The sequence below is a fragment of the Pseudoxanthomonas sp. 134C1 genome (assembly GCF_057773065.1).
Map to the genome: position 1 here is coordinate 85199 of NZ_JBYMTH010000006.1, position 25089 is coordinate 110287.

Consider the following 25089-nt stretch of genomic DNA (forward strand, 5'->3'; position numbering starts at 1 on the left):
AATTTTTTTTTCACGAATACTTGCAAGTCGCCAAGGCTCTCCCTACAATTTCGCCTCTCCCGCCGCGTGGGGCCATAGCTCAGCTGGGAGAGCGCTTGCATGGCATGCAAGAGGTCGCCGGTTCGATCCCGGCTGGCTCCACCAACTTTCCAGGCATTAGGCCGTCTGGAAAGAAAAACTTAAGCGGCAAAGTTTCAAACGCGTCCCCATCGTCTAGAGGCCTAGGACATCACCCTTTCACGGTGGCGACCGGGGTTCGAATCCCCGTGGGGACGCCAATTTTGAAGAAGCAATCAGGGCCCGGGAAACCGGGCCCTGATTGTTTTTGTCTTGCTGTTCGAATGGGTAACCGGAATGCCGCCCGTCTTTCCGGCGTGAATCAGGCCCGCTTGTGCAACGCGACGATGCGCCACCCTTCCGCCAATGTTTCATCGCAACGTGTCTGCGAGGCGCGTACCACTAAGCGGCATCCAGCGCCGCGCTTTCCACTGCCTTCAGCGTCGCCACTCCATGCCCCTGCTCGGCCAGGTACTCCAGCCATTTGCCGAGAAAGGTGTTCATGCGCATGCGATGGCTGATCACTTCCGCCGGTGGCGGGTACAGACCGATCACATCCTGCCAGCGTCGGCCCACATAACAGTGGGTGGCCTCGGCCTGATGCGCGTCGCGGTAAAGGCGCACGAAGGCGGAGGGATCCGGTTCGCCGGTCAGCGGATCACGCAGGTCGTAGGTAATCCGCAGCTCGACCGTGTAGCGATGGGTCTCGATCACCTCCAGGCGCACGTCCAGGCCGTCCCCGACCGAAGACAGGTAGGTACCCGCGGTCAGATGATCCGGCGCGAACAGACGCATCAGCCGCGCATGGTTTTCCGCATACAGCGCCATCAGCCAGCCGAAGCGGCTGAGCTTGGGAATGCGGGCCTGGCGGTCGGTGGAGGGCGGTTGCATGGGTCCGATGCTACACGCTGGCCGCGGCTCGCGGCAGCATTGACGGCATCGCCCGGGAAGCCTAAGTTAAGGTTTCCCGTCACGGGATTCCACGGTCATTTCCGGCCATTTCAGGCCCCTTCCCCGTCTCAGAACATCTCGCGCTGCAGCCCCAGCGTGGACAGCACCTTGCTGGAGATTTCCTCGATCGACTTGTTGGTCGTGCTCAGGGTCGGAATGCGCTCCACCTGGAACATCGCCTCGGCGGAAGCGACTTCGCGCTTGCACGTATCCAGTTGCGCGTAGCGGGAATTGGGGCGGCGCTCCTGCCGGATCTGGTGCAGGCGGTCGGGATCGATGGTCAGCCCGAACAGCTTGCGCCGATACGCCCGCAGGCGCGGCGGCAGCCGATCGGTTTCCAGATCCTGATCGGTCAGCGGATAGTTCGCCGCGCGTATCCCGTAGTGCAGCGCCAGATACACGCAGGTCGGGGTTTTGCCCGCGCGCGACACGGCCACCAGGATGACGTCGGCTTCTTCGTACTCCAGCGCGATGCCGTCGTCGTGGGTCAGGGCGAAGTTCATCGCGTTGATGCGGCGATGATAGGTCTCGAAATCCACCAGTCCGTGCGCCTGGCCCACCCGCGATTGCCGGGGCGTGCCCAGCTCGCGCTCCAGCGGCTCGATGAACGGCGCGAACACGTCCAGCATCAGGGCGCCGCTCTCGGCCAGCACCCCGCTCAGGGCCGGATCCACGCAGGAATTGACCACGATCGGCCGGGTTCCGAGCGCGACCCCGGCCCGGCGGATGCGGTCGGCGGCGTCCCGGGCCTTTTCCTCGTCGTCCACGAAGGAAATGCGATCGGTCTGGAAGCGGAAACCGGTGAACTGCGTCAGCAGGCTGTGACCGATGGTCTCGGCGGTGATGCCGGTACCATCGGAGACGTAGAACACCGGCCGGGTCACCAGGCCGGGCTGGTCCGGATTCATCATGAAACCCCCTTCAGATCAAGCTTGTCTGCAATTGGTATTGCATAGCATCATATCGCCTCTTTCCCCACGGACACGGCCCGGCCGATGGTCTCGGCGCGGCGCACGGTCAGCTTTGGAGCTTAACGCTTGAACGAGAACATCCTCTGGCTGCATGCGTTGCGCCTGTCCGACCTTGCCCGCGTCGGCGGCAAGAATTCCTCGCTTGGCGAAATGATCGGCCATCTGGCTGGCTTGGGCGTGTCCGTGCCGGGCGGCTACGCGACCACGGCCGAGGCGTTCAAGGCGTTCATCACCCACAACGACCTGTCCAAGCGGATCTTCGACAAGCTCGCCACCCTGGACGTCGAGGACGTGCCGGCCCTGACCGCCGCAGGCCGCGAGATCCGCGGCTGGGTCATCGATGCCCCGCTGCAGCCCGATCTGGACCAGGACATCCGCGACGCCTACGCGCAGCTCTGCGCCGAAAACGGCGGCGGCGAAGTCGCGGTCGCGGTGCGTTCCTCCGCCACCGCCGAGGACCTGCCCGACGCCAGCTTCGCGGGCCAGCAGGAAACCTTCCTCAACGTCACCGGCGCGGAAGACGTGGTCCACAAGGTGAAGGAAGTCTTCGCCTCGCTGTACAACGATCGCGCCATCGCCTACCGCGTGCACCACGGCTTCAAGCACGAGGACGTGTTCCTGTCCGCGGGCGTGCAGCTGATGGTGCGCTCGGACGTGGGATCTTCCGGCGTGCTGTTCACTCTGGACACCGAGTCCGGCTTCCGCGAGGTGGTGTTCGTCACCGCCAGCTACGGCCTGGGCGAGAACGTCGTGCAGGGTGCGGTGAATCCGGACGAGTTCTACGTCTACAAGCCCACCCTCGCGCAGGGCAAGCCGGCGATCCTGCGCCGCGCCCTGGGCAGCAAGCAGATCCGCATGGTCTATTCGGACAGGCCGGGCGAGCGCGTGCGCAACGAGGACACCCCCGCCGAATTGCGCGGCAAGTTCTCCATTTCCGACGTCGACGTGCAGGAACTGTCCAAGCAGGCGCTGGTGATCGAAAAGCACTACGGCCGTCCGATGGACATCGAATGGGCGAAGGACGGCGTCAGCGGCAAGCTGTTCATCGTGCAGGCGCGACCGGAGACGGTGAAGTCGCGTGCCAAGGCCACCCAGATCGAACGCTACGCGCTGGAAAAGCGCGGCACGGTCATCGCCGAGGGGCGTGCCATCGGCCAGAAGATCGGCAGCGGCGTGGCCCGCGTGGTGCGTTCGCTGGAAGACATGAACCGGGTGCAGGCCGGTGACGTGCTGGTCGCCGACATGACCGATCCGGACTGGGAACCGGTAATGAAGCGCGCCTCGGCCATCGTCACCAACCGCGGTGGCCGCACCTGCCATGCGGCGATCATCGCCCGCGAACTGGGTGTGCCGGCCGTGGTCGGCACCGGCAACGCGCTGGACAGCATCGCCGATGGCGTGGAAGTGACGGTCAGCTGCGCGGAAGGCGATACCGGCTTCATCTATGACGGCGCCCTGCCCTTCGAGCGCACGACGACCGATCTGGACAATATGCCGCCGGCGCCGCTGAAGATCATGATGAACGTCGCCAACCCGGAGCGCGCGTTCGACTTCGGCCAGCTGCCCAATGCCGGCATCGGCCTGGCCCGACTGGAAATGATCATCGCCAGCCACATCGGCGTGCATCCGCTGGCGTTGCTGGAATACGACCGCCAGGACCTGGATACCCGTCGCAAGATCGACGCCAAGATGGCCGGCTACGCGGACCCGGTGAGCTTCTACGTGGATCGCCTGGCCGAGGGCATCGCCACCATCACCGCCTCGGTCGCGCCGAATCCGGTCATCGTGCGCCTGTCGGATTTCAAGTCCAACGAATACGCCAACCTGATCGGCGGCACCCGCTACGAACCGCATGAAGAGAACCCGATGATCGGCTTCCGTGGCGCCAGCCGCTACGTCGATGCCTCGTTCGAACCGGCCTTCGCGCTGGAATGTCGCGCGGTGCGCAAGGTCCGCGACGAGATGGGCCTGGACAACCTGTGGGTGATGATCCCGTTCGTGCGCACCCTGGAGGAAGGCCGCAAGGTGGTCGAGGTGCTGGCCCGCCACGGCCTGAAGCAGGGTGATGGCGCGACCGCCGGAAAGCCGGGACTGAAGATCATCATGATGTGCGAAGTGCCTTCGAACGCGCTGCTGGCGGACGAATTCCTGGACATCTTCGATGGCTTCTCGATCGGCTCCAACGACCTGACCCAGCTGACCCTGGGCCTGGATCGCGATTCCAGCATCGTCGCCAACCTGTTCGACGAGCGGAACCCGGCGGTCAAGAAGCTGCTGTCGCTGGCCATCCAGTCCGCGCGCGCCAAGGGCAAGTACGTCGGCATCTGCGGCCAGGGCCCTTCCGATCACCCGGATCTGGCCGAGTGGCTGATGCAGGAAGGCATCGAGTCGGTGTCGCTGAATCCGGACACCGTGGTCGATACCTGGCTGCGTCTGGCAAAGCGAAAAGCGTCATAATCCGGGCCGCATGGCCCTGATCACGCTCCCGACCAAGACGCCCCCCGCGGCGTCCACGCCCTCCGCCCCCCGCGCGTTCGACTGGAGTTCGATCGACTGGGGGGCGGTGCTCGCCAACTGGGCCATCGCCGCCGCCATCGTGCTGGTCGGCTACTGGCTGTCCAAATGGATCAGCCGGATCGTGTACCGCGCGCTGACCCGGGGGGGCGTCGAAGCCACCCTCGCCGGCTTCCTCCGCAATGTCTGCTATGCGGTGATGATGGTGGTGGTGCTGATCGCCGCGCTGCAGAAGATCGGCGTGCCCACCACGTCGGTGCTGGCGGTGGTCGGCGCCGCCGGCCTGGCGGTGGGCCTGGCGCTCAAGGATTCGCTGTCCAACATCGCCTCCGGGGTGATGTTGATCGTGCTGCGGCCGTTCCGCGACGGCGATCATGTGCAGGCCGCCGGATTGGAGGGCGTGGTCGAGGAAGTGCGTATTTTCCAGACCCGCCTGCGCACCTTCGACAATCGCCTGATCGTGCTGCCCAACAGCATGATCACCACCGCGCCGATCATCAATTTCACTGCCAAGCCGCGCCGCCGCGTCGACATCCTGGTCGGCGTCGGCTACGACGATGACCTGAAGCAGGCCAAGAATGTGCTGCTGTCACTGGCGCACGCCAACCCGCTGGTGCTGGCGGATCCCGCGCCGGCGGTCATGGTGAGCAAGCTGAGTGAAAGCAGTGTCGATCTGACCCTGCAGGCCTGGGTGAAGACCAAGGACTTCGGTGACGCCCGCAGCCAGCTGACCGAAGCCGTGCGCACCGACATCATCGGCCACGGCCTCAACATCCCGTATCCGCAGCGTGATCTGCACGTCTACCATCACAATGCCGACGGCACCCCGCTGACCAACCTGGTCACCCGCGCCGTCGCCGACGATGGCGATGTGGCGCCGTCGCCGACCACGTCCGCCCCCTGACCCGCCGGTTCCTGTGGGAGCGACGTCAGTCGCGATTACTTCACCGGGGACGACGGTTCGGTGTTGATGATCTATCGGGTCGCGACTGACGTCGCTCCTACAGCCGATTGCTCCATGCAGGAGCGACGTCAGCCGCGACCGGGTACTTTCCGAACGAGGCCATCGCGACTCACGTCGCTCCCACAGGTACAGATGCAGGGAAAGCGCGCCTCAGCCGGCCAGTTCGGCCAGGTGCTTGCGGTAGTGGCGCAGTTCCTCGATGGAATCGCGTACGTCGCTGAGCGCGGTGTGCGCAGCCTGCTTGCGCACGCCTTCCAGCACCGGCGGGGCCCAGCGGCGCGCCAGTTCCTTCAGGGTGCTGACATCGAGGTTGCGGTAGTGGAAGTACTTTTCCAGCCGCGGCATCAGGCGATGCAGGAAGCGGCGGTCCTGGCAGATCGAGTTGCCGCACATCGGCGACGCGTTGGCCGGCACCCATTCGGTCAGGAAGGCCACGGTCAGTGCCTCGGCCTGGCCCAGGCTGACCTGGCTGTCCACGACCCGCTGCCACAATCCGGACTTGCGATGCTGGTTGCGGTTCCAGTCGTCCATCGCCTCCAACGCCTCCAGCGGATGGGCGATGGCCAGTTCCGGCCCCTCGGCCAGCACGTTCAACTGCGAATCGGTGACCACCGTGGCGATTTCCAGGATGGAGTCTCCGCCTGTATCCAACCCGGTCATTTCCAGGTCGATCCAGATGAGTCGGTCGTTGTTCGCGTTGCTGGCTGCCATGCACCTGTCCGTCGGAAGGATGAAGCCGGAAATCTCCGGCGCGTTGCGGGAAATCCGCGTGATGTCATCATAACGCAGACGCCCACCACGACCGGCCCATGAACAATTTCGCGCACTACGCCGTCCTGACCGCGATGCTGGCGCCCGCGTTCTTCCTGACCGCCACCGCCTCCCTGCTGCTGTCCGCCAACAACCGCCTGGCCCGGATCATCGACCGCGCCCGCACCCTGCTGCGCGAGCTGGTCGACATCGAGGACGAGCACGAGCGCCAGCTCTACGAGATGCGCATCCGCCTGCAGCGCCGCCGCAGCCTGATCATCCTGCGCGCCGGCCAATTGCTGTATGTGGCCATCAGCTGTTTCGTCGGCACCAGCCTGGCGGTGGCGGTGGACACCTTTCTCGGTCACCGGCTGGGCAGCCTGCCCACCTGGCTGGCCGCGGCCGGGGTTCTGGCGATGCTCGCCGCCAGCCTGTTGCTGGCGCGTGAATCCACCCTCGCGGTGACCGCCATCAACGAGGAAATGGATCACCGGCACGTCAAGCGCCGGTAGGACGACGGCGCTTGCTCCGCTGGTGCCAGGCCGCTCCCTGGAGGGGTCAGAAAGCGGCGGAGCAGGCGCCGCTCTACCGCAGCGGACGGCCGCGCTTGGCGCGGAAATAATTGGTCAAACGCCGACCGGCCTCGTCTCCCAGTATCCCGCCCCGCACCTCCACGCGATGGTTGTGGCGCGGATCGGCCAGCAGATCGAACACGCTGCCGCAGGCGCCGGTCTTCGGATCGGTGGCGCCATAGACCACCCGCGCGACCCGCGCATGCACCATCGCCATCGCGCACATCGCGCAGGGCTCCAGGGTGACGTACAGGGTCGTGCCGACCAGCCGGTGGTTGCCCAGCGCTTGCCCGGCGCGACGCATGGCGACGATCTCCGCATGCGCGCTGGGGTCGTGTTCGGCCAGGTTGCGGTTCCAGCCCTCGCCCAGCACCTGCCCGTCCGCATCCACCAGCACGGCACCCACCGGAATCTCGTCGTCCTCGCGTTCAGCCCGCTCGGCCAGCGCCAGCGCGTGCTGCATCCAGCGGATATCGTCGTCATGCGTGGCCATCGGGTGCGATTCGCTCAGCGGAAGGCCGACATCGTGGTCGATGCGGGCGGCCAGCGTCAACGCGACCGGCACCGCGCGCATATGCCTACGTATATCCGGCACGCACCAACGGTTGCGACGGGAACGCCAAGGCAGGCTGTTCCTGCCATCCGGCGCTGCCGATAATTTTCTCCGGCGGCAACGAACGTCAAGCCGACGTCCACGCTTCCATCGCATCTCGCACTCCTTCTCACGCAGGCAACGGACATGGATCCCGACCCAGGCTGCCGCACCCGGCCGCCGTTCTCCTTTCTCTCTGAATTCACCGTTCGCATTCCCTTCCGCGCCTGATCAATGACGGGCCCGACGGGGGATCCGCCGAGGTCATGTCATGGACAACACCCGTATCCACGCCGCGTTGCGCGCGGCGCTGCTGTTCCAACGCCCTTCCCGCCTGCTGACCGCGCATGGCAGCGACGTCTTCGCCGGCGCGCTGGCGTCCTGTCCGCCCCGGCTGGTCGCCGAAGCGTTGGCCCAACTGCCCGCGGATGCAGGCATCCGGGTCCGCCAGGCCCTTCCCGGTTCGTTGAGCCGCGATTTGCGTCGACTGGCACGGCCCGCGGCATGTCCGGAAGTTCTTTCGGTCGGCGGCCACGTGGCGACGACCGCGCGGGAACCAGCATGAGCGTCACCACCTCCGGCGCGGCCAACGCCGCCGTCGTCCGCCGGGACGGCCCCCGCCAGATCCGGATCAGCCTGTGCGTGCAGGTCGGCCTGCATCCGCGGGTGGAACGCTGGTTGCGCATGAGCATCCGCCAACGGTGCCTGCGCCTGCATGCCTGTCATCGCAGCCGTGCCACGGCGCCCTGGGTGTTCTATCTCGACGTTCCCGTCGACACGCGCCGCGAACTGCTCCGCCGCCTGCGTCGCCTGCGCCTTCGTCCCGGGATACGTCAGGCGTCCTGGGAATTCGTGCCTGCCTGATCCACGCGTCCTCCACCTTTCCACATCTCCCGAAGAGACTCTCATGTCCCACAGGAACCTAGCCACCATCGCGCTGATGTCATGCGCGATCCTGACCGCCTGCGGTCTCTCCCCGGCCTCCACTGCCGATGGCGGCGCGCCGCTTCGCCATGACGGCGGCGTCGTCGAGGTGCCGCCGTCCTCGCCGTTGCGCGAACGCCTCCAGATCACCATTGCGACGGTCTCCGAGATCGCCCGGCCACTGGGCGCGCCGGGCGCCATCGAGGCCGCGCCTGAGAAACGGGTCAGCATCACGCCCCCGGTGCCCGGGCGGGTGGTGAAGATCCACAAAGTCCTGGGCGATCGGGTACGCGCGGGCGACGCGCTGTTCACCCTCGATTCCGCCGAAGCGGCCGGTGCGCGCGCCGAACATGCCAAGGCGATCGCCACCGCCGCCCAGGCAAGGCGCGACCTTGAACGCGAGCGCCAGTTGTTCGATGCGGATGTGGGCGCGCGCAAGGACTTCGAGGCCGCGCGGCTCACCCTGGTCAGCGCCGAAGCCGATGCCCGCGCGGCCACCGCGCAGTTGGCCCAGTTGGGCGCAGCCCGGGGCACGGGCCGCGCCTATGTACTGCGCTCGCCGATCGGTGGCCGCGTGGTGGAAATGCTGGGAGCACAGGGCGGCTACTGGAACGACATCAACGCGGCGGTGATGGCGGTCGCCGATCTTTCGACCGTGTGGATGACCGCCAGCGTGCCCGAACGCGACGCCGGCCAACTGTTCGTCGGCCAGCCCGCCAGCATCGTCCTGGACGCACTTCCCGGGCAGCCCATTCCGGGACACGTGCGCTACATCGACGAAATGCTGGATCCGGAGACCCGCAGCGTCCGGGTACGGGTGGCACTGGCCAACGCCGATGGCCGTTTCCGTCCAGGCATGTTCGGGCGGATGGTCCTGCAGGGGCGTGCGGAATCGGCGCTGATGGTGCCCGCCTCGGCGGTGTTGCAGGACGGCATGAACGCGCGCGTCTTCGTAGAGCGCGCACCGTTCCGGTTCGAGCCACGCACGGTGACGACCGGCTTCCAGCAGGGCGAACGCATCGAGATCGTCTCCGGCCTCAAGCCCGGCGAACGCATCGTTACCCGCAACGGGGTGCTGCTCAATGATTGACCGCATCGTCAACACCTGTTTCCGCCGACGCGGAATCGTCTGGCTGGTGTTCGCCTTCGCCGCGCTGTACGGGTTGTTCTGCTGGAAACAGCTGCCCGTGGAAGCCTATCCGGACATCGCCGATACCACCTCTCAGATCGTCACCCAGGTTCCCGGCCTGGCCGCCGAGGAAATCGAACAGCAGATCACCATTCCACTGGAACGCGCCCTGCTCGGCACGCCGGGCATGCACGTACTGCGGACCCGCAGTCTGTTCGGTCTGTCGCTGATCACGGTGGTGTTCCAGGACGGTGTAGATGGCTACTGGTCGCGCCAGCGCCTGCAGGAGCGGCTCGACGAAGTCGATCTGCCCTATGGCGCCGCGGCGGGCCTGGATCCCTACACCTCGCCCACCGGAGAGATCTACCGCTACACCCTGGAAAGCCCCACCCGCAGCCTGCGCGAACTGTCCGAACTGCAGTTCTGGACCGTCATTCCACGCCTGCGCAAGGCGACGGGCGTGGCCGACGTGACCAACTTCGGCGGCCTGACCACCCAGTTCATGCTGGAACTGGAACCCGACCGGCTGACCCAGTACGGGCTGACCCTGGGCGACGTCGTCGATGCGATCAACGCCAACAACGAAAGCGGTGGCGGCAGCGCGGTCGATCGCGGCGAGATTTCCTACGTCGTGCGCGGCGTCGGCCTGCTGCGCTCCCTCGACGACATGGGCAACGTGGTGGTCAAGAGCGTCAATGGCATCCCGGTGCTGGTCAAGGATCTCGGCCGCCTGACCTATGGCAACGTCGAGCGCCGTGGCGTCCTGGGCAAGAACGCCAATCCGGATACCGTCTCCGGCATCGTGCTGCTGCTCAAGCAAACCAATCCGTCCGTGGCGCTGGACGGGATCCACGAGGCGGTACGCGACCTCAATGCGAACCTGCTGCCGGCCGACGTGAAGCTGGTTCCCTACCTGGATCGCAGCACGCTGATCGAGCAGACCACGCATACGGTCGGCAAGACCCTGGCCGAGGGATTGCTGGTGGTCTCGCTGGTGCTGCTGCTGTTCCTGGGCAGCCCGCGCGCGGCGCTGATCGTGGCCCTCACCATCCCGCTGGCGCTGCTGCTGGCCTTCGCCTTCATGCATCACTTCCGGATCCCGGCCAACCTGCTTTCGCTCGGCGCGATCGACTTCGGCATCCTGGTCGATGGCGCGGTGGTGGTGGTGGAGAACATCCTGCGCAGGCGCGAGGCCCGCGAACAACGCCCGCTGTCCCCGCATGACGCCATCGCCGCGACATTGCAGGTCGCCCGTCCGATCTTCTTCGGCATGAGCGTGATCGCTGCCGCCTACCTGCCGCTGTTCGCGTTCGAGCGCATCGAATACAAGCTGTTCTCGCCGATGGCCTGGGCGATCGGCGGCGCGCTGGTGGCCGCGCTGTTGGTGGCGCTGACACTGACCCCGGCGCTGGCCTGGCTGGCGTTCCGGCGCCCACGCAAGGTGTTCCACAATCCCGCCCTCGCCTGGCTGGGCCGCCGTTATGACGGCTTCCTGCAACGCAGCCTCGGCCGCCGCCGCTGGCTGGCTGGCGGCACCCTGACCGCATTGCTGGTGCTGGGCCTGCTGGCCGGCAGCATCGGCCGCGACTTCCTGCCTTATCTCGACGAGGGTTCGATCTGGCTGCAGGTGCAGATGCCGCCGGGCATCACCCTGGACAAGGCCGCCGCGATGGCCGACGAACTGCGCGCCGCGACCCTGGAGTTTCCGGAAGTCTCCCACGTGGTGACCCAGACCGGACGCAACGACGACGGCACCGACTACTGGACGCCTTCGCACATCGAGGCCAGCGTCGGACTGCACCCTTACGGCAGTTGGAAATCCGGCATCGACAAGCAGGAACTGATCCGCAGGCTGGGCGAGCGCTACGCCCGCATGCCCGGCTACTCGGTGGGATTCATGCAGCCGATGATCGATGGCGTGCAGGACAAGCTGTCCGGTGCGCACAGCGATCTGGTGGTCAAAGTCTTCGGCCAGGATCTGGACGAGGCCCGGCGCATCGCCACCGGGGTGGCAACCACGCTGCGCAAGCTGCCCGGCGCGGCCGACGTCGCCGTCGACGTCGAGCCGCCGCTGCCCAACCTGCGCATCGAACTGGACCGCGCGGCCGCCGCGCGCCATGGCATCAATGCCGCCGAGGTCGCGCAACTGGTCGCCACCGGCATCGGTGGCGCCGGCATAGGCCAGATCTACATCGGCGAACGCAGTTACGACATGACCGTGCGCTTCACGCCCGAGGCGCGCGCCAATCCGCAGGCCATCGCCGATCTGCGGCTGACCGCCTCCAATGGGGCCAGGATTCCCTTGGCCGATGTCGCGGCCATTTCCACCACCTCCGGCGAGAGCGTGATCGTGCGCGAGATGGGCGAACGCCACATCATCGTGCGGCTCAATACGCGTGGTCGCGATCTGGCCAGCTTTCTCGCCGAAGCACGCCCGGCGGTCGAGCGCGAAGTGAAGTTCGATCCGCGACGCTTCCGCATCGAATGGGGCGGCCAGTTCGAGAACCTGCAGCGTGCGGAAGCGCGGCTGATGATGATCCTACCGTTGACGCTGGGCATCATGCTGCTGCTCCTGTTCGCCGAGTTCGGCAACCTGCGCCAGCCGCTGCTGGTGCTGGGCGTGGTTCCGCTCGCGATGATCGGCGGCTTCGCCGGCCTGCATCTGCGCGGAATGACCCTCAATGTCTCCAGCGCGGTCGGTTTCATCGCCCTGTTCGGCGTGGCGGTCCTGGGCGGCGTGCTGATGGTCGCGCAGATCAACCGGCTGCGGCGCGAAGAAGGACTTGCCCTGCGCGAAGCGGTGCGCGAAGGCGCGCTGAGCCGGATGCGCCCGGTGCTGATGACCGCCAGCGTGGCCGCGTTCGGTCTGTTCCCGGCCATGCTGGCGACCGGACTGGGCAGCGACGTCCAGCGCCCGTTGGCGACCGTGGTGGTGTGTGGCCTGGCCAGCGCCACCGCGCTCACCCTGCTGTTGTTGCCCGGACTGTACTACTGGCTCGAATCGCGCTTCGAGAAATCTCGCTTCGAGAAGTCCCGCTTCGAGAACCGGACGGCGCGCAACCGCACTTCCCCATCCCCCGCTACCCGTTCGCCGGAGGCATCCGCATGAAATCCCCCTCGCGCTTCCGGCTTCCCCGCCGATGGCTGGCGCATTGCGCAGCCGGCTGCCTGCTGGCGCCCCATCTCGCCGGCGCGACTCCGTCGCTCCGCTTCCAGGAGTACCTGGATATGGTGGAACAGCGCAATCTTGAACTGGCCGGCCAGCGTGAAGCCCTGACCGCCGCCCGCGCCGGCATCGGCATCGCCGGCCTGCGGCCGGATCCCGAGTTCACCTGGGAGGCCAGCCGCGAGCAGGTCCGCGCCCATCATCCGCGCCCGGTCAGCCGGGGTCCCACCGTCAGCTGGACCCTGGAGACCGGCGGCAAGCGCGGCGCCCGATTGCGCCTGGCCCGCAGTGAACTGGCCGTCGCCAGCGCGAACCAGCGGACGGTGCTGCATCAGGTCTATTCCGATGCCGCTTCGGCCTTCGCCGATGCCTGCCACAGCCACGCCGTCCTCGAACGCAAGGAACAGACCCTGGCCGCGCTGGACGGTACCGTGCGTGCCAACCAGACGCGCCACCGGCTTGGCGATATCGGTGGCGTCGAATTGTTGCAGTCGCGGCTCGAACGAAATCGCTTCCAGGCCGAAGTGATCCAGGCCAGGGCGGAGGCGGAGGCGGCACGGCTCGCGCTGTCGGTTCCGCTGGGAAGCGACGCCGTCGAAGTGTTCGGTGATCGCGGCTACGACTGCGCATTCGCGCCATTCGCCGGCGGCGAGAATCTTGCCGAACTGCTGCCGGCGGCGATGCAGGCGCGCGATGAAATCCAAATGGCGCGCGCAGAACTGCAACGCAGCGACGACAACGCCGGTCTGGTCCGCGCAAACCGCTGGCTCGATCCGACGCTTTCGGTGGGCGTGTCGTCCACGCGTGGTTATCCGGCCGGGCTGGACGAGGATGGCGGCGTCGTGGATGCGACTCCGAAGTCACGGGAGCTCACCGTCTCGATCAGCATCCCCATTCCGCTTTCGCGCCGCAACCGCGGCGATCTGGTGCAGGCGGATGCCGAACGCGCGCAGGCCGCGCTGGCGCTGCGCCAGGCCGAACGGGTGGCCGACACCGAGGTGCGCTCCGCCCATCGCCGTTTCCTGGCCGCGCGCGAGAACGTCGCCCGCTATCGAAACGGCGTGCTCGACGATGCCCAGCGGGCGCTGGACGGCGTCCGTCTTTCCTACCGCAACGGCGCCTCTTCGCTGCTGGAACTGCTGGATGCCCAGCGTTCCGCCGACGAAACCCGGCTCGACTATCTGCAGGCCGAACATGATCTGGCGATGGCCACCGTCGTCCTGCAACTTGCCATCGGCCAGCGTCCGCGGTTGTGAGGAACGCCGGCCATGCATCCACGTTCCGATCCCGCCGTCATGTCGTCACCAGTGCCGCAATCGGCGTCGACGGTCCTGCATCATCGGCTCACCGTGATCGTCACCGCCGAAGCGGTACGACAGGTCCGCAAGCTGATCGGGCGAGCCATCCACGACCTTCGCGTTCCGCTGGATTCAATACGCCAGGAGCCCATCCTGGCCTCTCCGTGCCGCTACCAGCTGAGCGGCGAGTTCCCGGGCTCGCCGGAACTCGCGCAACGGCTCATGCGTTTGCTGCTGACCCACTTGCCGCTGCCCTGCCTGGTGGTGGCGCGGCTGGAAACCCTGGGCGAGGCGGCGCGGGCCGGTGGGCGGGAATGCGCGCCGTTGTCCCGGCCCTCGCCGCGGACGCGGGAATGTCGCGATCTCCTGGATTGAACCTATACCCGGGTATATCCGCGGCACACCACGAGAGGCTAGGCGCCGACGCATGCGACGCGAATAATCCATCCCACGCATCGCGCACGGCATCGCAGGCCGATGCATCCCCGGTTTTCCCGCAATCAGGAACATCCATGGATCCCGACCCTGGTCGACGCGTCCCGTTGCGCGTTCTTCCCGCATTCCGCCTTTCCATCCCGGTGCCCTCGCCGCCTCCCTCCGACACCTGATCGCCGGGGAGCCTCGCGGGCGCCCCTCGCAGGCCTTTTCCCCATGATTCGCCAGTCCCCCCTTTATCCCGCCATCCGCGCCAGTGTCCTGGCACGGGACGTCACCGCGCTGCACCGGCTGCTTCGCGAACGCGGCGCGCCCGATTTCGCCATCGCGCTGTCTTCCTGCTCACCGCGCGTGGCCGCCGACATCCTGTCGCTGCTTTCGATGCCGGATCGCCTGCGCGTCCTGCCCCACCTGCCCACCGGCGTGCGGCGCCATGTGCAGCCGCTGTATCGCACACGGACGCCGCGCGCCGACGCTGCTCCCTCCCCCCTGCAGTCGCGGTACTCCGCATGATGGCCCTGTCGTTCCGCGCGGCGGAGACCGGCACGCGCCATCCCTACTTCCGCCTGAGCCTGCGCGTGGACGCGGGCCTCGCGGACACCGTGGTCGCCCGGGTGCGCGCCGCCAGCGGCACCGATCTGCGTCTGCTGTTCGTGCATCGCCGCCATGGTCACACGGTGTTCGGCATCAGCGCGCCGCACCATGCCCGGCTCCAGGTTGCCCGCCTGGTCCGCCGGCTGAACCAGCACCCCGGCGTGCGTTCGCTGCGCTGGGAAGTCGTGCCCACCACCGCCGACGCCTTCGCCCCCTTTGCCTGAGTTCCGCGTCCCCGCGGACTCCCGGCGCACCTCCGCGCGCCGCCCATCCAGGAGTTTTCCATGAACCTGCTCAAGACCTGGTTCGATACCTTTCTGCACAGCCGCCGCGCCGCCGGCCTGTTCGGCCGTCGCGCCATGCCCGGGGCCGGCTTCGGGCGCGCCGATGCGCGCGCGACTGCCGTCCTTCCGTCCCGCACCCTGCTGCAGACGGCGCGGGACGACGTGGCCGCCGCGCTGGCGCGCCTGCAATCGCACGAGGACGGCCTGAGCATGGCCGAAGCCGCGGAGCGCCGGACGCGCTTTGGTCCCAATGAAGTCGATCACGAGAAGCCGCTGCCCTGGTGGCGCCATCTGTGGCAGTGCTACCGCAATCCCTTCAACCTGCTGCTGACCGTGCTGGCTGCCGTGTCCTACCTCACCGAGGATGCGAAGGCGACCGTCGTCATCGGTACCATGGTGCTGCTGTCCACGCTGATCCGGTTCGTCCAGGAAGGGCGCTCCAATCGCGCGGCCGAGCGCCTGAAGGCATTGGTCGGCAACACCGCGACCGTGATCCGGCGAGACCTGGGCACCGAGGCCGCCGACGTCGCCGAGCGCTACTTCGGCACGCACCTGCATTCGCGCCGTCCGCCGAGCCGGCAGGAAGTGCCGATCCGCGATCTGGTCCCGGGCGACCACATCGTGCTGTCGGCCGGCGACATGATTCCCGCCGATTGCCGCGTCCTGGCGGCCAAGGATCTGTTCGTCGCCCAGGCGGCGATGACCGGCGAATCGCTGCCGGTGGAGAAGTTCGCCGAAACCAGCCGGGACGAGGGCGGCGCGCTCGAACAGAACAACCTGCTGTTCATGGGCACGAATGTCGTCTCCGGCACCGCCACCGCACTCGTGGCGGCAACCGGCCAGGAGACCTGCTTCGGCGCCGTCGCCCATCGGGTCACCGCCGGCGATCACGCGCCCACGGCGTTCCAGGCGGGCGTCAACAGTGTCAGCTGGCTGCTGATCCGCTTCGCGCTGGTGATGGTGCCCTTCGTGCTGCTGATCAACGGCTTCACCAAGGGCGACTGGATGGAAGCATTCCTGTTCGCGCTGTCGGTCGCGGTCGGACTGACCCCGGAAATGCTGCCGATGATCGTCACCTCCACCCTGGCCAAGGGCGCGGTGCTGCTGGCGCGCCGGAAGGTCATCGTCAAGCGGCTGGACGCGATCCAGAACTTCGGCGCGATGGAAGTGCTGTGCACCGACAAGACCGGCACCCTGACCCAGGACCGGATTGCGCTGGAGCGGCATACCGATGTGTTCGGCCACGATTCGGAGGACGTGCTCAAGTTCGCCTATCTCAACAGCCACTACCAGACCGGGCTGAAGAATCTTCTGGACCGTGCGGTGCTGGAACACGTGGAACTCCAGACCGAATTGCGACTCGCCCAGGACTATCGGAAGGTCGACGAGATTCCATTCGATTTCGAGCGCCGGCGCATGTCGGTGGTGGTGTCCGAGCGCGAGGATCACCACGAACTGATCTGCAAGGGCGCGGTGGAGGAAATGCTCGCGGTCTGCACCCGGGTTCGCGACGGCGACACCGTCGTGCCGCTGGATGCGCGCATGCTGGCGCGCGTCCGTCGGGTCACCCAGGAACTCAACGAGGAAGGCCTGCGGGTGGTCGCGGTGGCGATGAAGGAGACCCCGCCCGCCCGCGACGCCTACTCCATCGTGGACGAATGCGATCTGACCCTGGTCGGCTACGTCGCTTTCCTCGATCCGCCCAAGGAATCGGCGGCGCCCGCGCTGCGGGCGCTCGCCGACCACGGCGTGGAGGTCAAGGTCCTGACCGGCGACAACGAACTGGTCGCGGCGCGGGTGTGTTCGCAGGTCGGTCTGGAGGGCGACGCGGTCATCACCGGTCCGCAACTGGATCGGATGACCGATGCCGCGCTCGCCAGCGCCGTCGAACACTATCGCGTGTTCGCGCGACTCAACCCGCTGCACAAGGAGCGCCTGGTGCGCGCCCTGCGCGCGCAGGGCAAGGTGGTCGGCTTCCTCGGTGACGGCATCAACGACGCCCCCGCCCTGCGCGCGGCGGACATCGGCATCAGCGTGGATGGCGCGGTCGACATCGCCAAGGAAGCGGCCGACATCATCCTGCTGGAGAAGAGCCTGATGGTGCTGGAGGAAGGCGTGGTCCAGGGCCGCCGCACCTTCTGCAACATGCTCAAGTACATCCGCATGACCGCCAGCTCCAACTTCGGCAACGTGTTCTCGGTGCTGGTGGCCTCGGCGTTCCTGCCGTTCCTGCCGATGCTGCCGCTGCAACTGCTGGTGCAGAACCTGCTGTACGACGTGTCGCAGATCGCCATTCCGTTCGACAACGTGGACGAGGAACTGGTGCGACGCCCGCTGAAGTGGAACCCGGCGGACATCGGTCGCTTCATGGTCTTCTTCGGCCCGATCAGCTCGATCTTCGACATCACCTGTTTCGTGGTCATGTGGTACGTATTCGGCGCCGACACGGTGGCCGAACAGGGGCTGTTCCAGTCCGGCTGGTTCGTGGTCGGCCTGCTCACCCAGACCCTCATCGTGCACATGATCCGCACGCCGCGCCTGCCGTTCGTGCAGAGCCTGGCCGCGCCGCCGCTGCTGGTGATGACCGGCGTGATCATGCTCATCGGCGTGCTGCTGCCCATGAGTCCGTTGGCCGGCTACTTCAAGTTGCAGGCCCTGCCCACGGGCTACTGGCCGTTCCTGGTGGCGATCCTGCTGGGCTACGCGATCCTGACCACGCTGCTGAAACGTTTCTACATCCACCGCTTCGGCTGGCAATGAGCGGGCGCGAACATCGTCCGCGAGGAAGCCCCCATGAATCTGGACCTGAATCTGCCCCCGTTCGACCCGGGGGCCACCCTGAGCTCGCTGATCAGTCTGGCGACGGCATTCCTGCTGGGCTCGCTGATCGGCTTCGAGCGCCAGGTGCGGCAGCGCACCGCGGGGCTGCGCACCAACACCCTGGTCGCGGTGGGCGCGGCCGTGTTCGTGGATCTGGCCGTGCGTTTCCATGCCCTGCATGGCGGCACGCCGGGCCCTTTGCAGGTGGTGGCCTACGTCATTTCCGGCATCGGCTTCCTCGGCGCGGGCGCGATCATGAAGGAAGGCGCGCAGGTATCCGGCCTCAATACCGCGGCCACCCTCTGGGGTTCTGCAGCGGTCGGCGCCTGCGCGGGCGCCAAGTTGCTGCCGGAAGCGGCCATGGCCGCGCTGTTCGTGCTCATCGCCAACACCGTGCTGCGACCGGTGGTCAATCGCATCAATCGCCGCCCGTTGCAGGAGGAGTTCAGCGAAGCGATCTATGCCATCCACGTGATCTGCGAGCGGGCGGCGCAGGCCGGCGTACTGCAGCGGACCACCGATCTGCTGGAGGACGCGCACTATCCGATCCGTTCGCTCGAACAGCAGCCCTTCGGCACCGATGAAGTCGAACTCGAAGCGGTCCTGTATGCGACCGCGGTCGAGGCGGACGAACTGGATGCGGTGATGGCCACGCTTTCACGTTTGCCCGGCGTATCACAAGCCTTCTGGAACGCCAGCGCCGAGGAATGAATCCCGCCTCGGCGCCTGCGGGGCGGTGCTATCCTGCGTCGCCTCCGGGACACTGACACCTAGGATCATGCGCGCCCCCTCCTCCCGCCTGAGCCTCAGCATCGCCATCGCCCTGGCGATCATGGCGGCCATCTTCATCGCCGATACCTCCACCGACTACGCCGTGGCCGCCGCCGGTTTCTATACCGTGGTCATCCTGGCGGTCGCCCACCGGTTGTCGGCCGGCCAGCTGATGTTGCTGGCCGGCGCCTGCATCGGGCTTACCATCCTCAGTTTCGCCCTGACCGGGTTCGGCAGCTACCGGGTGGGCCTGATCAATTCCGCCATCGGCATCGTGACCATCGTGGTCACAACGTACCTGGCGCTGAAGATGGAAGCCGCCCGCGCCACCGCGCAGGAAGCGCAGGCCCAGCTGCTGCGGGTGGCGCGCGCTTCCACCCTGGGCGAGTTGACCGCGTCCATCGCCCACGAGGTCAACCAGCCGCTCGCCGCGATCGTCACCAGCGGCAACGCCTGCCAACGCTGGCTCGCACAGGCGCCTCCCAATGTGGACAAGGCGCAGCAGGCGGTCGAGCGCATGCTGGGCGACGCCCAGCGCGCCAGCGAGGTCATCGTCCGCATCCGCGGCATGACCCGCGGCCAATCGCTGCAACCACAGGCATTCGCGATCAATCCGGCCATCGAGGAGATCCTCTCGCTCTCGCGCGCCGAGCTGGAGCGCCATGAGGTGGACATCACCCTCGATCTGGCCGACGACTTGCCACCGGTGTTCGCCGACCGCGTGCAGGTACAACAGGTACTGGGCAATCTGGTGCTGAACGCGGTGGAGGCAATGTCGGGAATGCCCGACGGACCGCGCACCCTGGGTCTCGCGACCGCGCGCGGCGCTGCCGGCCATGTGCTTGTCAGCGTTTCCGATACCGGCGGCGGCCTGCCCTTCGCGGCGGCCGATCAGATTTTCGAGGCGTTCTGGACCACCAAGGCCGATGGTCTCGGCCTGGGCCTGAGCATCAGCCGCAGCATCATCGAGGCCAACGGCGGCCGGATCCAGGCGCGCAACCACGCCGAAGGCGGCGCGATCTTCCAGTTCGAACTGCCCGTGGTACCGGGAGCCTCCGCATGAACCAGCGACGTTCCGCCACGCCCACCGAACCCGCCCCGCTCGTCCACCTGATCGACGACGATCGTTCCGTGCGCGCGGCGCTGGAGGATCTGCTGGCGTCCGTTGGTCTGCGCGTGCGCGCTTTTGGTTCGGTCAGCGAGTTCCTTGCCGCCCCGCGCGAGGATGTCCCGGGCTGCCTGATCCTGGACGTGCGCATGCCGGGCCGGAGCGGGATGGATTTCCATAGGCAGATGGGGGAGCTGGACATCCATCTGCCTGTTATCTTCATCACCGGCCACGGCGATATCGCCATGGGCGTGGAAGCGATGAAGAACGGCGCCGTTGAGTTTCTCACCAAGCCATTCCGCGATCAGGATCTGCTGGATGCGATCCAGCAGGGCATCGAACGGGATCGGCAGCGCCGCCGGGAAGAAGGCGCCATCGACGAGCTGCGCCAGCGCTGGGCCTCGCTCAATGCCGGCGAGCGGGCCGTGGTCCAGGGCGTGGTGCGCGGACGGCTCAACAAGCAGATCGCCGCGGACCTCGGGGTCAGCGAGATCACCGTGAAGGTCCGCCGCGCCCAGGTCATGCGCAAGATGCAGGCGAGAACGCTGGTCGATCTCGTACGGATGTACGACCGCCTGCAGGCGTCGTAGCGATTCACTTCCGAGAATCCCGCGCTGCCGCATCCACGTGGTTGCCGGACCGCCATTGCCCGCCCGGACCGGCCGCAGGCATTGAGGCACATCGCGACTTCCAGCGTCCGCGCTCATCGCCATGCGTCCGTGCTCGACTTTCCCGCCTCACTCGACGATGAGCCCGAGTCGGGTTGAGCCCCGACACCCGCAGGCATCACGGCTCGCGCGGGTACCGGGTCCGTCCGCGGGAACCGCTCCGCCTTCTTTCAACTTCCGAGGAACGAATTCGTTCCACACGAACAGACGATGGGCGGCGGAAGCCACCGCCCCGGTCTTCGTCAAGACGCGCGACGTGCCGGCGGCATCAGGCGACGCCCAGCTTCCCGCGTTCTCCCTCGCGGGGCGCAGCGAGTTCCTCGGGGCTCACGAATTCGGCTAGATCCGCGGCCTCGTAGAACGGCCGGATTTCCACCTCGCTCGGGCCCGACATCGGTGCGCGCCTGGCCCAGGCCATCGCCTCGTCGATGTCCTTGACCTCCCAGATCGAGAAGCCGGCGATCAGTTCCTTGGTTTCGGCGAACGGCCCGTCGGTGACCGTCAGGTGGGCGCCGTCGTAACTGAGACGCTTGGCCTCGGTATTGTTCTTGAGGCCGGCTGCAGCCACGAAGATGCCGGCCTGGACCAGTTCCTCGGTGAACCGATCCATCGCCGCGAAGGCTTCCAGCGCCTCCGGGGTGGGATCGCCGATCTTGTCGCCACCCTCGATGGCTTTCACGAAAACCAGTACGCGCATGTCTGTCTCCTGATGGAGTCCGCCCCATTGGCGTCTCATCTGGACGACGAACCGGTGAAGCGGCAATCGACGCTGCTCGAACGCTTCTTAAGAACAATCGGCAAATGATTGTTTCAAAAAACTTTTATCGTGCGACTTCTTATTCCCACTCGATGGTGGCGGGCGGCTTCCCGCTGATGTCGTAAACGACACGAGAAACACCACGCAACTCATTGATAATTCTGTTTGAAACAACGCCCAACAGATCGTACGGCAGGTGCGCCCAATGCGCGGTCATGAAGTCGATGGTCTCGACCGCACGCAGGGCGATGACCCATTCGTAGGCACGGGCGTCGCCGACCACGCCGACCGACTTGACCGGCAGGAACACCGCGAACGCCTGGCTGACCTTGTCGTACCAGTCGGCCTTGCGCAGTTCTTCGATGAAGATGGCGTCCGCGCGCGCCAGCAGGTCGGCGTACTCGGCCTTGACCTCGCCCAGGATCCGCACGCCCAGCCCCGGACCCGGGAACGGATGGCGGTAGACCATCGTGCGCGGCAGGCCCAGTTCCACGCCCAGCCGGCGCACTTCATCCTTGAACAGCTCGCGCAGCGGCTCCACCAGGCCCAGTTTCATGTGCTCGGGCAGGCCCCCGACGTTGTGGTGGCTCTTGATGACATGGGCCTTGCCGGTCTTGCTGCCGGCCGACTCGATCACGTCGGGATAGATGGTGCCCTGCGCCAGCCACCTGGCATTCTTCAGCTTGTTCGACTCTTCCTCGAAGATCTCGACGAACAGATTGCCGATGATCTTTCGCTTGGCTTCCGGATCGCTGACACCTTCCAGTGCCTTGAAGTAACGCTCGGCGGCGTTGACCCGCACGATCCGGACCCCCATGTGTTCGGCGAACATCGCCATCACCTGGTCGCCTTCCTGCCAGCGCAACAGGCCGGTATCCACGAACACGCAGGTCAGCTGATCGCCGATCGCCTTGTGCAGCAACGCGGCAACCACCGAGGAATCCACGCCACCGGACAGACCGAGGATGACCTCGTCGGAACCGACCTGCTCGCGCACGCGGGCGATCTGGTCGTCGATGATGTTGGCGGCGGTCCACAGGGTCTTGCAGCCGCAGATTTCCGCGACAAAGCGGCGCAGCAGGGTCTGGCCCTGCTTGGTGTGGGTCACTTCCGGATGGAATTGCACGCCGTACCAGCGCTTGTCTTCCAGCGCCATCGCGGCGACCGGGATGCGATCGGTGACGGCGGTAATCGTCCAGCCTGGCGGCGCCTTGGCGACGTGGTCGCCGTGGCTCATCCACACGTCGATGCGCGGGTCGCCCTCATGGTCGCTCAGCCCGCCCAGCAACGCATCGTGCGCCACCAGTTCCACTTCGGCATGGCCGAACTCGCGGGCGTCGGCGGCTTCGGTGGCGCCGCCCAGTTGTGCGGCCAGGGTCTGCATGCCGTAGCAGATGCCGAGGATCGGCAGGCCGGCGTCGAACACCTGCTGCGGTGCCTTCGGCGCATCCGGCAGCGTGGTGGATTCCGGGCCGCCGGAAAGGATGATGCCCTTGGCGCCGAACTTCGCGATTTCCTCGGGATCATGATCCCAGGCCCAGATTTCGCAGTAGACGCCAATTTCGCGAATGCGGCGGGCGATCAGCTGGGTGTACTGCGCGCCGAAATCGAGGATGAGGATTTTGTCGCTGTGCAGATCGGTCATGGGGCGGTTCCGTTGATGCCGGGCGCAGTTCCCGGGGCGTGGATGCTCTGCGTGAGCGAGGCGATGAACGCCTTGCGTTGTTCGAGTTGACGGGGCCGGTCGCTGTGCCAGCGCAGGGCGATCAACGCGTTGGCCAGGGCGGGACGCTGTTGCGATGAAACCACGGGCTCCAGCGGCCACATCACCATCGCGACTTCACGCACCTGGGTTCCCGGCACGTCAATCAATTGATATGCGGGAATTGCGACGATGGCATCGCCCTGGCGCGCTTCCCATACCTCGATGTCATGGCGCATGCGGGAGGGATCCACGGGACCGCTTTCACGCAGCACTTCCACGGCATCCGGCCCGGACACGGGCGCCGGCAGGCACTGCACGCTGGCGGCGGGCGCGCGCTCGCCGGCATCGTCCAATTGCCAGCGCTGTCCCGGTTCCACTTCACGCATGCGCCAGCCGGAAGGCAGCGCAAACGCAATGCCGCAACCGGTGAAGAGCTCCGCGTGCAAGACCGCCGCTTCCGGCAACCCGGCGCGCGGCGGTGATCCGGTCTGCACGCATGCCGCAAGCAGCGGCACCATGCAGCAGATGGTGAGGCGGAATGCGCGGCGCATCGCCTCGCCTACCCCATCCGGTAATTCGGCGGTTCCTTGGTGATCTGCACGTCGTGGACGTGGCTCTCGCGCTGGCCGGCGCCGGTGATCACCACGAACTTCGGCTTGCTGCGCATCTCCTCGATGGTCGCGCAACCCACATAGCCCATGGTGGCGCGCAGGCCGCCGACCAGTTGATGGATGATGCCGCCGACAGAGCCGCGGTACGGCACGCGGCCTTCGATGCCTTCCGGCACCAGCTTGTCGGCGTCGGACGCATCCTGGAAATAGCGGTCCTTGGACCCCTTCTCCATCGCGCCCAGGCTGCCCATGCCGCGATAGCTCTTGTAGCTGCGGCCCTGGAACAGTTCGACCTCGCCCGGGGCCTCCTCGGTGCCGGCGAACAGACCGCCGATCATCACCGTGGACGCACCGGCGGCGATCGCCTTGCCGATGTCGCCGGAATAGCGGATGCCACCGTCGGCGATCAGTGGAATGCGGTCCTGCAACGCCTCGGCGACCATGTCGACCGCGGTGACCTGCGGCACGCCCACGCCCGCCACCATGCGGGTGGTGCAGATGGAGCCGGGCCCCACGCCGACCTTGACCGCGTCGGCGCCGGCGTCCATCAGCGCCAGCGCGGCGTCGCCGGTGACGATGTTGCCGCCGATGACCTGCAGTGACGGGAAGCGCTTCTTGACCCAGGTCACGCGCTCCAGCACGCCCTGCGAATGGCCATGCGCGGTGTCTACGATGACCACGTCCACGCCGGCCGCCACCAGGGCTTCCACGCGCTGGTCGGTGTCGCCGCCCACGCCCACCGCCGCGCCGACGACCAGGCGACTGGCGCTGTCCTTGGCGGCATTGGGGTTGTCGGTCTTCTTCTGGATGTCCTTGACGGTGATCAGGCCGCGCAGTTCGAAACCGTCGTTGACCACGAGCACCTTTTCGATGCGGTGCCTGTGCAACAACTGCAGGACTTCGGCGTCGCTGGCGCCTTCGCGGACCGTGATCAGCCGATCCTTCTTGGTCATGATGTGGCGGACCGGGTCGTCGAGCTTGGTCTCGAAGCGCATGTCGCGGCTGGTGACGATGCCGACAAGCTGGCCGCCATCGACGACGGGCACGCCGGAGATGTTGCGTGCGCGGGTCAGCTTCAGCACTTCCGCGATCGTCGTTTCGGGACCGACCGTGAAGGGTTCCTTGATGACACCGGCCTCGAACTTCTTGACCTTGGCCACTTCCGCGGCCTGCTGTTCGACGGTCAGGTTCTTGTGGACGATGCCGATGCCACCCATCTGCGCCATCGCGATGGCCAGGCGGGCTTCGGTGACGGTATCCATGGCTGCCGAGACGATCGGCAGGTTCAGCCGGAGGTCGCGCGTGAGGCGCGTCGCCAGGCTCACGTCTTTCGGCAGGACGGTGGAATGGGCGGGGACGAGCGAGACGTCGTCGTAAGTCAGTGCTTCAGCCTGGATGCGTAGCATCGGCGGACCCGGAGTGTGGGGAAGCGCGATATTGTAGCCCGT

Annotated in this window: 23 protein-coding genes and 2 tRNA genes; 17 read left to right on the top strand and 8 right to left on the bottom strand. The window is 66.7% G+C overall.

Going from position 1 to position 25089, the window contains the following annotated elements; all coding sequences use genetic code 11:
- Nucleotides 1-68 precede the first annotated feature (68 nt).
- Nucleotides 69-144 (top strand) — tRNA-Ala (locus AC3DEZ_RS12825).
- A gap of 58 nt (nucleotides 145-202) precedes the next feature.
- Nucleotides 203-278 (top strand) — tRNA-Glu (locus AC3DEZ_RS12830).
- 181 nt (nucleotides 279-459) lie between these two features.
- On the opposite strand, the gene AC3DEZ_RS12835 is transcribed toward AC3DEZ_RS12830, so the two are convergent.
- Together AC3DEZ_RS12835 and ppsR are read right to left on the bottom strand one after the other, a co-directional pair.
- Nucleotides 460-948, bottom strand: coding sequence for a DUF1249 domain-containing protein (locus AC3DEZ_RS12835; protein WP_488388563.1), 489 nt, complete (start codon nucleotides 946-948; stop codon nucleotides 460-462).
- 128 nt (nucleotides 949-1076) lie between these two features.
- Complete coding sequence (gene ppsR / locus AC3DEZ_RS12840) at nucleotides 1077-1916, bottom strand: posphoenolpyruvate synthetase regulatory kinase/phosphorylase PpsR (RefSeq protein ID WP_488388693.1); 840 nt, start codon at nucleotides 1914-1916, stop codon at nucleotides 1077-1079.
- Nucleotides 1917-2045: 129 nt separating this feature from the next.
- Here ppsR and ppsA point away from each other — a divergent pair, with 129 nt between their 5' ends.
- Both ppsA and AC3DEZ_RS12850 read left to right on the top strand, forming a co-directional pair.
- A complete protein-coding gene (gene ppsA, locus AC3DEZ_RS12845; protein ID WP_488388564.1) occupies nucleotides 2046-4436 on the top strand; it encodes a phosphoenolpyruvate synthase in 2391 nt (796 codons plus the stop codon).
- A gap of 10 nt (nucleotides 4437-4446) precedes the next feature.
- Nucleotides 4447-5397: a mechanosensitive ion channel family protein gene (locus AC3DEZ_RS12850; protein ID WP_488388565.1), complete on the top strand. Its 951-nt coding sequence runs from the start codon at nucleotides 4447-4449 to the stop codon at nucleotides 5395-5397.
- A 210-nt stretch (nucleotides 5398-5607) separates the two neighbouring features.
- On the opposite strand, the gene orn is transcribed toward AC3DEZ_RS12850, so the two are convergent.
- Nucleotides 5608-6168 (bottom strand): oligoribonuclease, encoded by a 561-nt coding sequence (orn, locus tag AC3DEZ_RS12855; RefSeq protein WP_488388566.1) that lies wholly within the window; start codon nucleotides 6166-6168, stop codon nucleotides 5608-5610.
- Nucleotides 6169-6266: 98 nt separating this feature from the next.
- Here orn and AC3DEZ_RS12860 point away from each other — a divergent pair, with 98 nt between their 5' ends.
- A complete protein-coding gene (locus tag AC3DEZ_RS12860) occupies nucleotides 6267-6719 on the top strand; it encodes a DUF2721 domain-containing protein (RefSeq protein WP_488388567.1) in 453 nt (150 codons plus the stop codon).
- A 73-nt stretch (nucleotides 6720-6792) separates the two neighbouring features.
- On the opposite strand, the gene tadA is transcribed toward AC3DEZ_RS12860, so the two are convergent.
- Nucleotides 6793-7272 (bottom strand): tRNA adenosine(34) deaminase TadA, encoded by a 480-nt coding sequence (tadA, locus tag AC3DEZ_RS12865; protein WP_488388694.1) that lies wholly within the window; start codon nucleotides 7270-7272, stop codon nucleotides 6793-6795.
- A 370-nt stretch (nucleotides 7273-7642) separates the two neighbouring features.
- Here tadA and AC3DEZ_RS12870 point away from each other — a divergent pair, with 370 nt between their 5' ends.
- From AC3DEZ_RS12870 to AC3DEZ_RS12925, 12 genes are all read left to right on the top strand, one after another.
- On the top strand, nucleotides 7643-7936 hold the full coding sequence (locus tag AC3DEZ_RS12870) for a hypothetical protein (RefSeq protein ID WP_488388568.1): 294 nt from the start codon (nucleotides 7643-7645) through the stop codon (nucleotides 7934-7936).
- Nucleotides 7933-8235, top strand: coding sequence for a hypothetical protein (locus tag AC3DEZ_RS12875; protein WP_488388569.1), 303 nt, complete (start codon nucleotides 7933-7935; stop codon nucleotides 8233-8235). Before AC3DEZ_RS12870 ends, AC3DEZ_RS12875 begins: the two co-directional genes overlap by 4 nt.
- Nucleotides 8236-8278: 43 nt before the next feature.
- The gene (locus AC3DEZ_RS12880) at nucleotides 8279-9385 is read left to right on the top strand and encodes an efflux RND transporter periplasmic adaptor subunit (protein WP_488388570.1); all 1107 of its coding nucleotides are present in this window, start codon (nucleotides 8279-8281) and stop codon (nucleotides 9383-9385) included.
- Nucleotides 9378-12533, top strand: a complete 3156-nt coding sequence (locus tag AC3DEZ_RS12885) for an efflux RND transporter permease subunit (RefSeq protein WP_488388571.1) — start codon at nucleotides 9378-9380, stop codon at nucleotides 12531-12533. The genes AC3DEZ_RS12880 and AC3DEZ_RS12885 overlap by 8 nt, the downstream gene beginning before the upstream one ends.
- On the top strand, nucleotides 12530-13846 hold the full coding sequence (locus tag AC3DEZ_RS12890) for a TolC family protein (protein WP_488388572.1): 1317 nt from the start codon (nucleotides 12530-12532) through the stop codon (nucleotides 13844-13846). Before AC3DEZ_RS12885 ends, AC3DEZ_RS12890 begins: the two co-directional genes overlap by 4 nt.
- Before the next feature lie 12 nt (nucleotides 13847-13858).
- On the top strand, nucleotides 13859-14263 hold the full coding sequence (locus AC3DEZ_RS12895) for a hypothetical protein (protein ID WP_488388573.1): 405 nt from the start codon (nucleotides 13859-13861) through the stop codon (nucleotides 14261-14263).
- Nucleotides 14264-14539: 276 nt separating this feature from the next.
- Nucleotides 14540-14836, top strand: a complete 297-nt coding sequence (locus tag AC3DEZ_RS12900; RefSeq protein WP_488388574.1) for a hypothetical protein — start codon at nucleotides 14540-14542, stop codon at nucleotides 14834-14836.
- Nucleotides 14833-15141: a hypothetical protein gene (locus tag AC3DEZ_RS12905; protein WP_488388575.1), complete on the top strand. Its 309-nt coding sequence runs from the start codon at nucleotides 14833-14835 to the stop codon at nucleotides 15139-15141. Before AC3DEZ_RS12900 ends, AC3DEZ_RS12905 begins: the two co-directional genes overlap by 4 nt.
- Before the next feature lie 60 nt (nucleotides 15142-15201).
- A complete protein-coding gene (gene mgtA, locus AC3DEZ_RS12910; RefSeq protein WP_488388576.1) occupies nucleotides 15202-17961 on the top strand; it encodes a magnesium-translocating P-type ATPase in 2760 nt (919 codons plus the stop codon).
- A 33-nt stretch (nucleotides 17962-17994) separates the two neighbouring features.
- Nucleotides 17995-18732, top strand: coding sequence for an MgtC/SapB family protein (locus AC3DEZ_RS12915; protein WP_488388577.1), 738 nt, complete (start codon nucleotides 17995-17997; stop codon nucleotides 18730-18732).
- A gap of 67 nt (nucleotides 18733-18799) precedes the next feature.
- Nucleotides 18800-19855 carry a sensor histidine kinase gene (locus AC3DEZ_RS12920; protein ID WP_488388578.1) on the top strand — a complete coding sequence of 352 codons (1056 nt, stop codon included), beginning with the start codon at nucleotides 18800-18802 and terminating at the stop codon, nucleotides 19853-19855.
- Nucleotides 19852-20490: a response regulator transcription factor gene (locus AC3DEZ_RS12925; RefSeq protein WP_488388579.1), complete on the top strand. Its 639-nt coding sequence runs from the start codon at nucleotides 19852-19854 to the stop codon at nucleotides 20488-20490. Before AC3DEZ_RS12920 ends, AC3DEZ_RS12925 begins: the two co-directional genes overlap by 4 nt.
- A gap of 346 nt (nucleotides 20491-20836) precedes the next feature.
- On the opposite strand, the gene AC3DEZ_RS12930 is transcribed toward AC3DEZ_RS12925, so the two are convergent.
- From AC3DEZ_RS12930 to guaB, 4 genes are all read right to left on the bottom strand, one after another.
- Complete coding sequence (locus tag AC3DEZ_RS12930) at nucleotides 20837-21265, bottom strand: YciI family protein (RefSeq protein ID WP_488388580.1); 429 nt, start codon at nucleotides 21263-21265, stop codon at nucleotides 20837-20839.
- 139 nt (nucleotides 21266-21404) lie between these two features.
- The gene (gene guaA, locus AC3DEZ_RS12935; protein WP_488388581.1) at nucleotides 21405-22970 is read right to left on the bottom strand and encodes a glutamine-hydrolyzing GMP synthase; all 1566 of its coding nucleotides are present in this window, start codon (nucleotides 22968-22970) and stop codon (nucleotides 21405-21407) included.
- Nucleotides 22967-23581: a hypothetical protein gene (locus AC3DEZ_RS12940; protein ID WP_488388582.1), complete on the bottom strand. Its 615-nt coding sequence runs from the start codon at nucleotides 23579-23581 to the stop codon at nucleotides 22967-22969. The genes guaA and AC3DEZ_RS12940 overlap by 4 nt, the downstream gene beginning before the upstream one ends.
- An 8-nt stretch (nucleotides 23582-23589) precedes the next feature.
- Nucleotides 23590-25047 carry an IMP dehydrogenase gene (gene guaB / locus AC3DEZ_RS12945; RefSeq protein WP_447102326.1) on the bottom strand — a complete coding sequence of 486 codons (1458 nt, stop codon included), beginning with the start codon at nucleotides 25045-25047 and terminating at the stop codon, nucleotides 23590-23592.
- Nucleotides 25048-25089 lie beyond the last annotated feature (42 nt).

What these genes read in the sequence shown, in the direction of transcription:
- AC3DEZ_RS12835 (WP_488388563.1), bottom strand. Translation starts at nt 948, where the DNA reads ATGCAACCGCCCTCCACCGACCGCCAGGCCCGCATTCCCAAGCTCAGC.
- ppsR (WP_488388693.1), bottom strand. Translation starts at nt 1,916, where the DNA reads ATGAATCCGGACCAGCCCGGCCTGGTGACCCGGCCGGTGTTCTACGTC.
- AC3DEZ_RS12850 (WP_488388565.1), top strand. Translation starts at nt 4,447, where the DNA reads ATGGCCCTGATCACGCTCCCGACCAAGACGCCCCCCGCGGCGTCCACG.
- orn (WP_488388566.1), bottom strand. Translation starts at nt 6,168, where the DNA reads ATGGCAGCCAGCAACGCGAACAACGACCGACTCATCTGGATCGACCTG.
- AC3DEZ_RS12860 (WP_488388567.1), top strand. Translation starts at nt 6,267, where the DNA reads ATGAACAATTTCGCGCACTACGCCGTCCTGACCGCGATGCTGGCGCCC.
- tadA (WP_488388694.1), bottom strand. Translation starts at nt 7,272, where the DNA reads ATGGCCACGCATGACGACGATATCCGCTGGATGCAGCACGCGCTGGCG.
- AC3DEZ_RS12870 (WP_488388568.1), top strand. Translation starts at nt 7,643, where the DNA reads ATGGACAACACCCGTATCCACGCCGCGTTGCGCGCGGCGCTGCTGTTC.
- AC3DEZ_RS12875 (WP_488388569.1), top strand. Translation starts at nt 7,933, where the DNA reads ATGAGCGTCACCACCTCCGGCGCGGCCAACGCCGCCGTCGTCCGCCGG.
- AC3DEZ_RS12880 (WP_488388570.1), top strand. Translation starts at nt 8,279, where the DNA reads ATGTCCCACAGGAACCTAGCCACCATCGCGCTGATGTCATGCGCGATC.
- AC3DEZ_RS12885 (WP_488388571.1), top strand. Translation starts at nt 9,378, where the DNA reads ATGATTGACCGCATCGTCAACACCTGTTTCCGCCGACGCGGAATCGTC.
- AC3DEZ_RS12890 (WP_488388572.1), top strand. Translation starts at nt 12,530, where the DNA reads ATGAAATCCCCCTCGCGCTTCCGGCTTCCCCGCCGATGGCTGGCGCAT.
- AC3DEZ_RS12895 (WP_488388573.1), top strand. Translation starts at nt 13,859, where the DNA reads ATGCATCCACGTTCCGATCCCGCCGTCATGTCGTCACCAGTGCCGCAA.
- AC3DEZ_RS12900 (WP_488388574.1), top strand. Translation starts at nt 14,540, where the DNA reads ATGATTCGCCAGTCCCCCCTTTATCCCGCCATCCGCGCCAGTGTCCTG.
- AC3DEZ_RS12905 (WP_488388575.1), top strand. Translation starts at nt 14,833, where the DNA reads ATGATGGCCCTGTCGTTCCGCGCGGCGGAGACCGGCACGCGCCATCCC.
- mgtA (WP_488388576.1), top strand. Translation starts at nt 15,202, where the DNA reads ATGAACCTGCTCAAGACCTGGTTCGATACCTTTCTGCACAGCCGCCGC.
- AC3DEZ_RS12915 (WP_488388577.1), top strand. Translation starts at nt 17,995, where the DNA reads ATGAATCTGGACCTGAATCTGCCCCCGTTCGACCCGGGGGCCACCCTG.
- AC3DEZ_RS12920 (WP_488388578.1), top strand. Translation starts at nt 18,800, where the DNA reads ATGCGCGCCCCCTCCTCCCGCCTGAGCCTCAGCATCGCCATCGCCCTG.
- AC3DEZ_RS12925 (WP_488388579.1), top strand. Translation starts at nt 19,852, where the DNA reads ATGAACCAGCGACGTTCCGCCACGCCCACCGAACCCGCCCCGCTCGTC.
- AC3DEZ_RS12930 (WP_488388580.1), bottom strand. Translation starts at nt 21,265, where the DNA reads ATGCGCGTACTGGTTTTCGTGAAAGCCATCGAGGGTGGCGACAAGATC.
- guaA (WP_488388581.1), bottom strand. Translation starts at nt 22,970, where the DNA reads ATGACCGATCTGCACAGCGACAAAATCCTCATCCTCGATTTCGGCGCG.
- AC3DEZ_RS12940 (WP_488388582.1), bottom strand. Translation starts at nt 23,581, where the DNA reads ATGCGCCGCGCATTCCGCCTCACCATCTGCTGCATGGTGCCGCTGCTT.
- guaB (WP_447102326.1), bottom strand. Translation starts at nt 25,047, where the DNA reads ATGCTACGCATCCAGGCTGAAGCACTGACTTACGACGACGTCTCGCTC.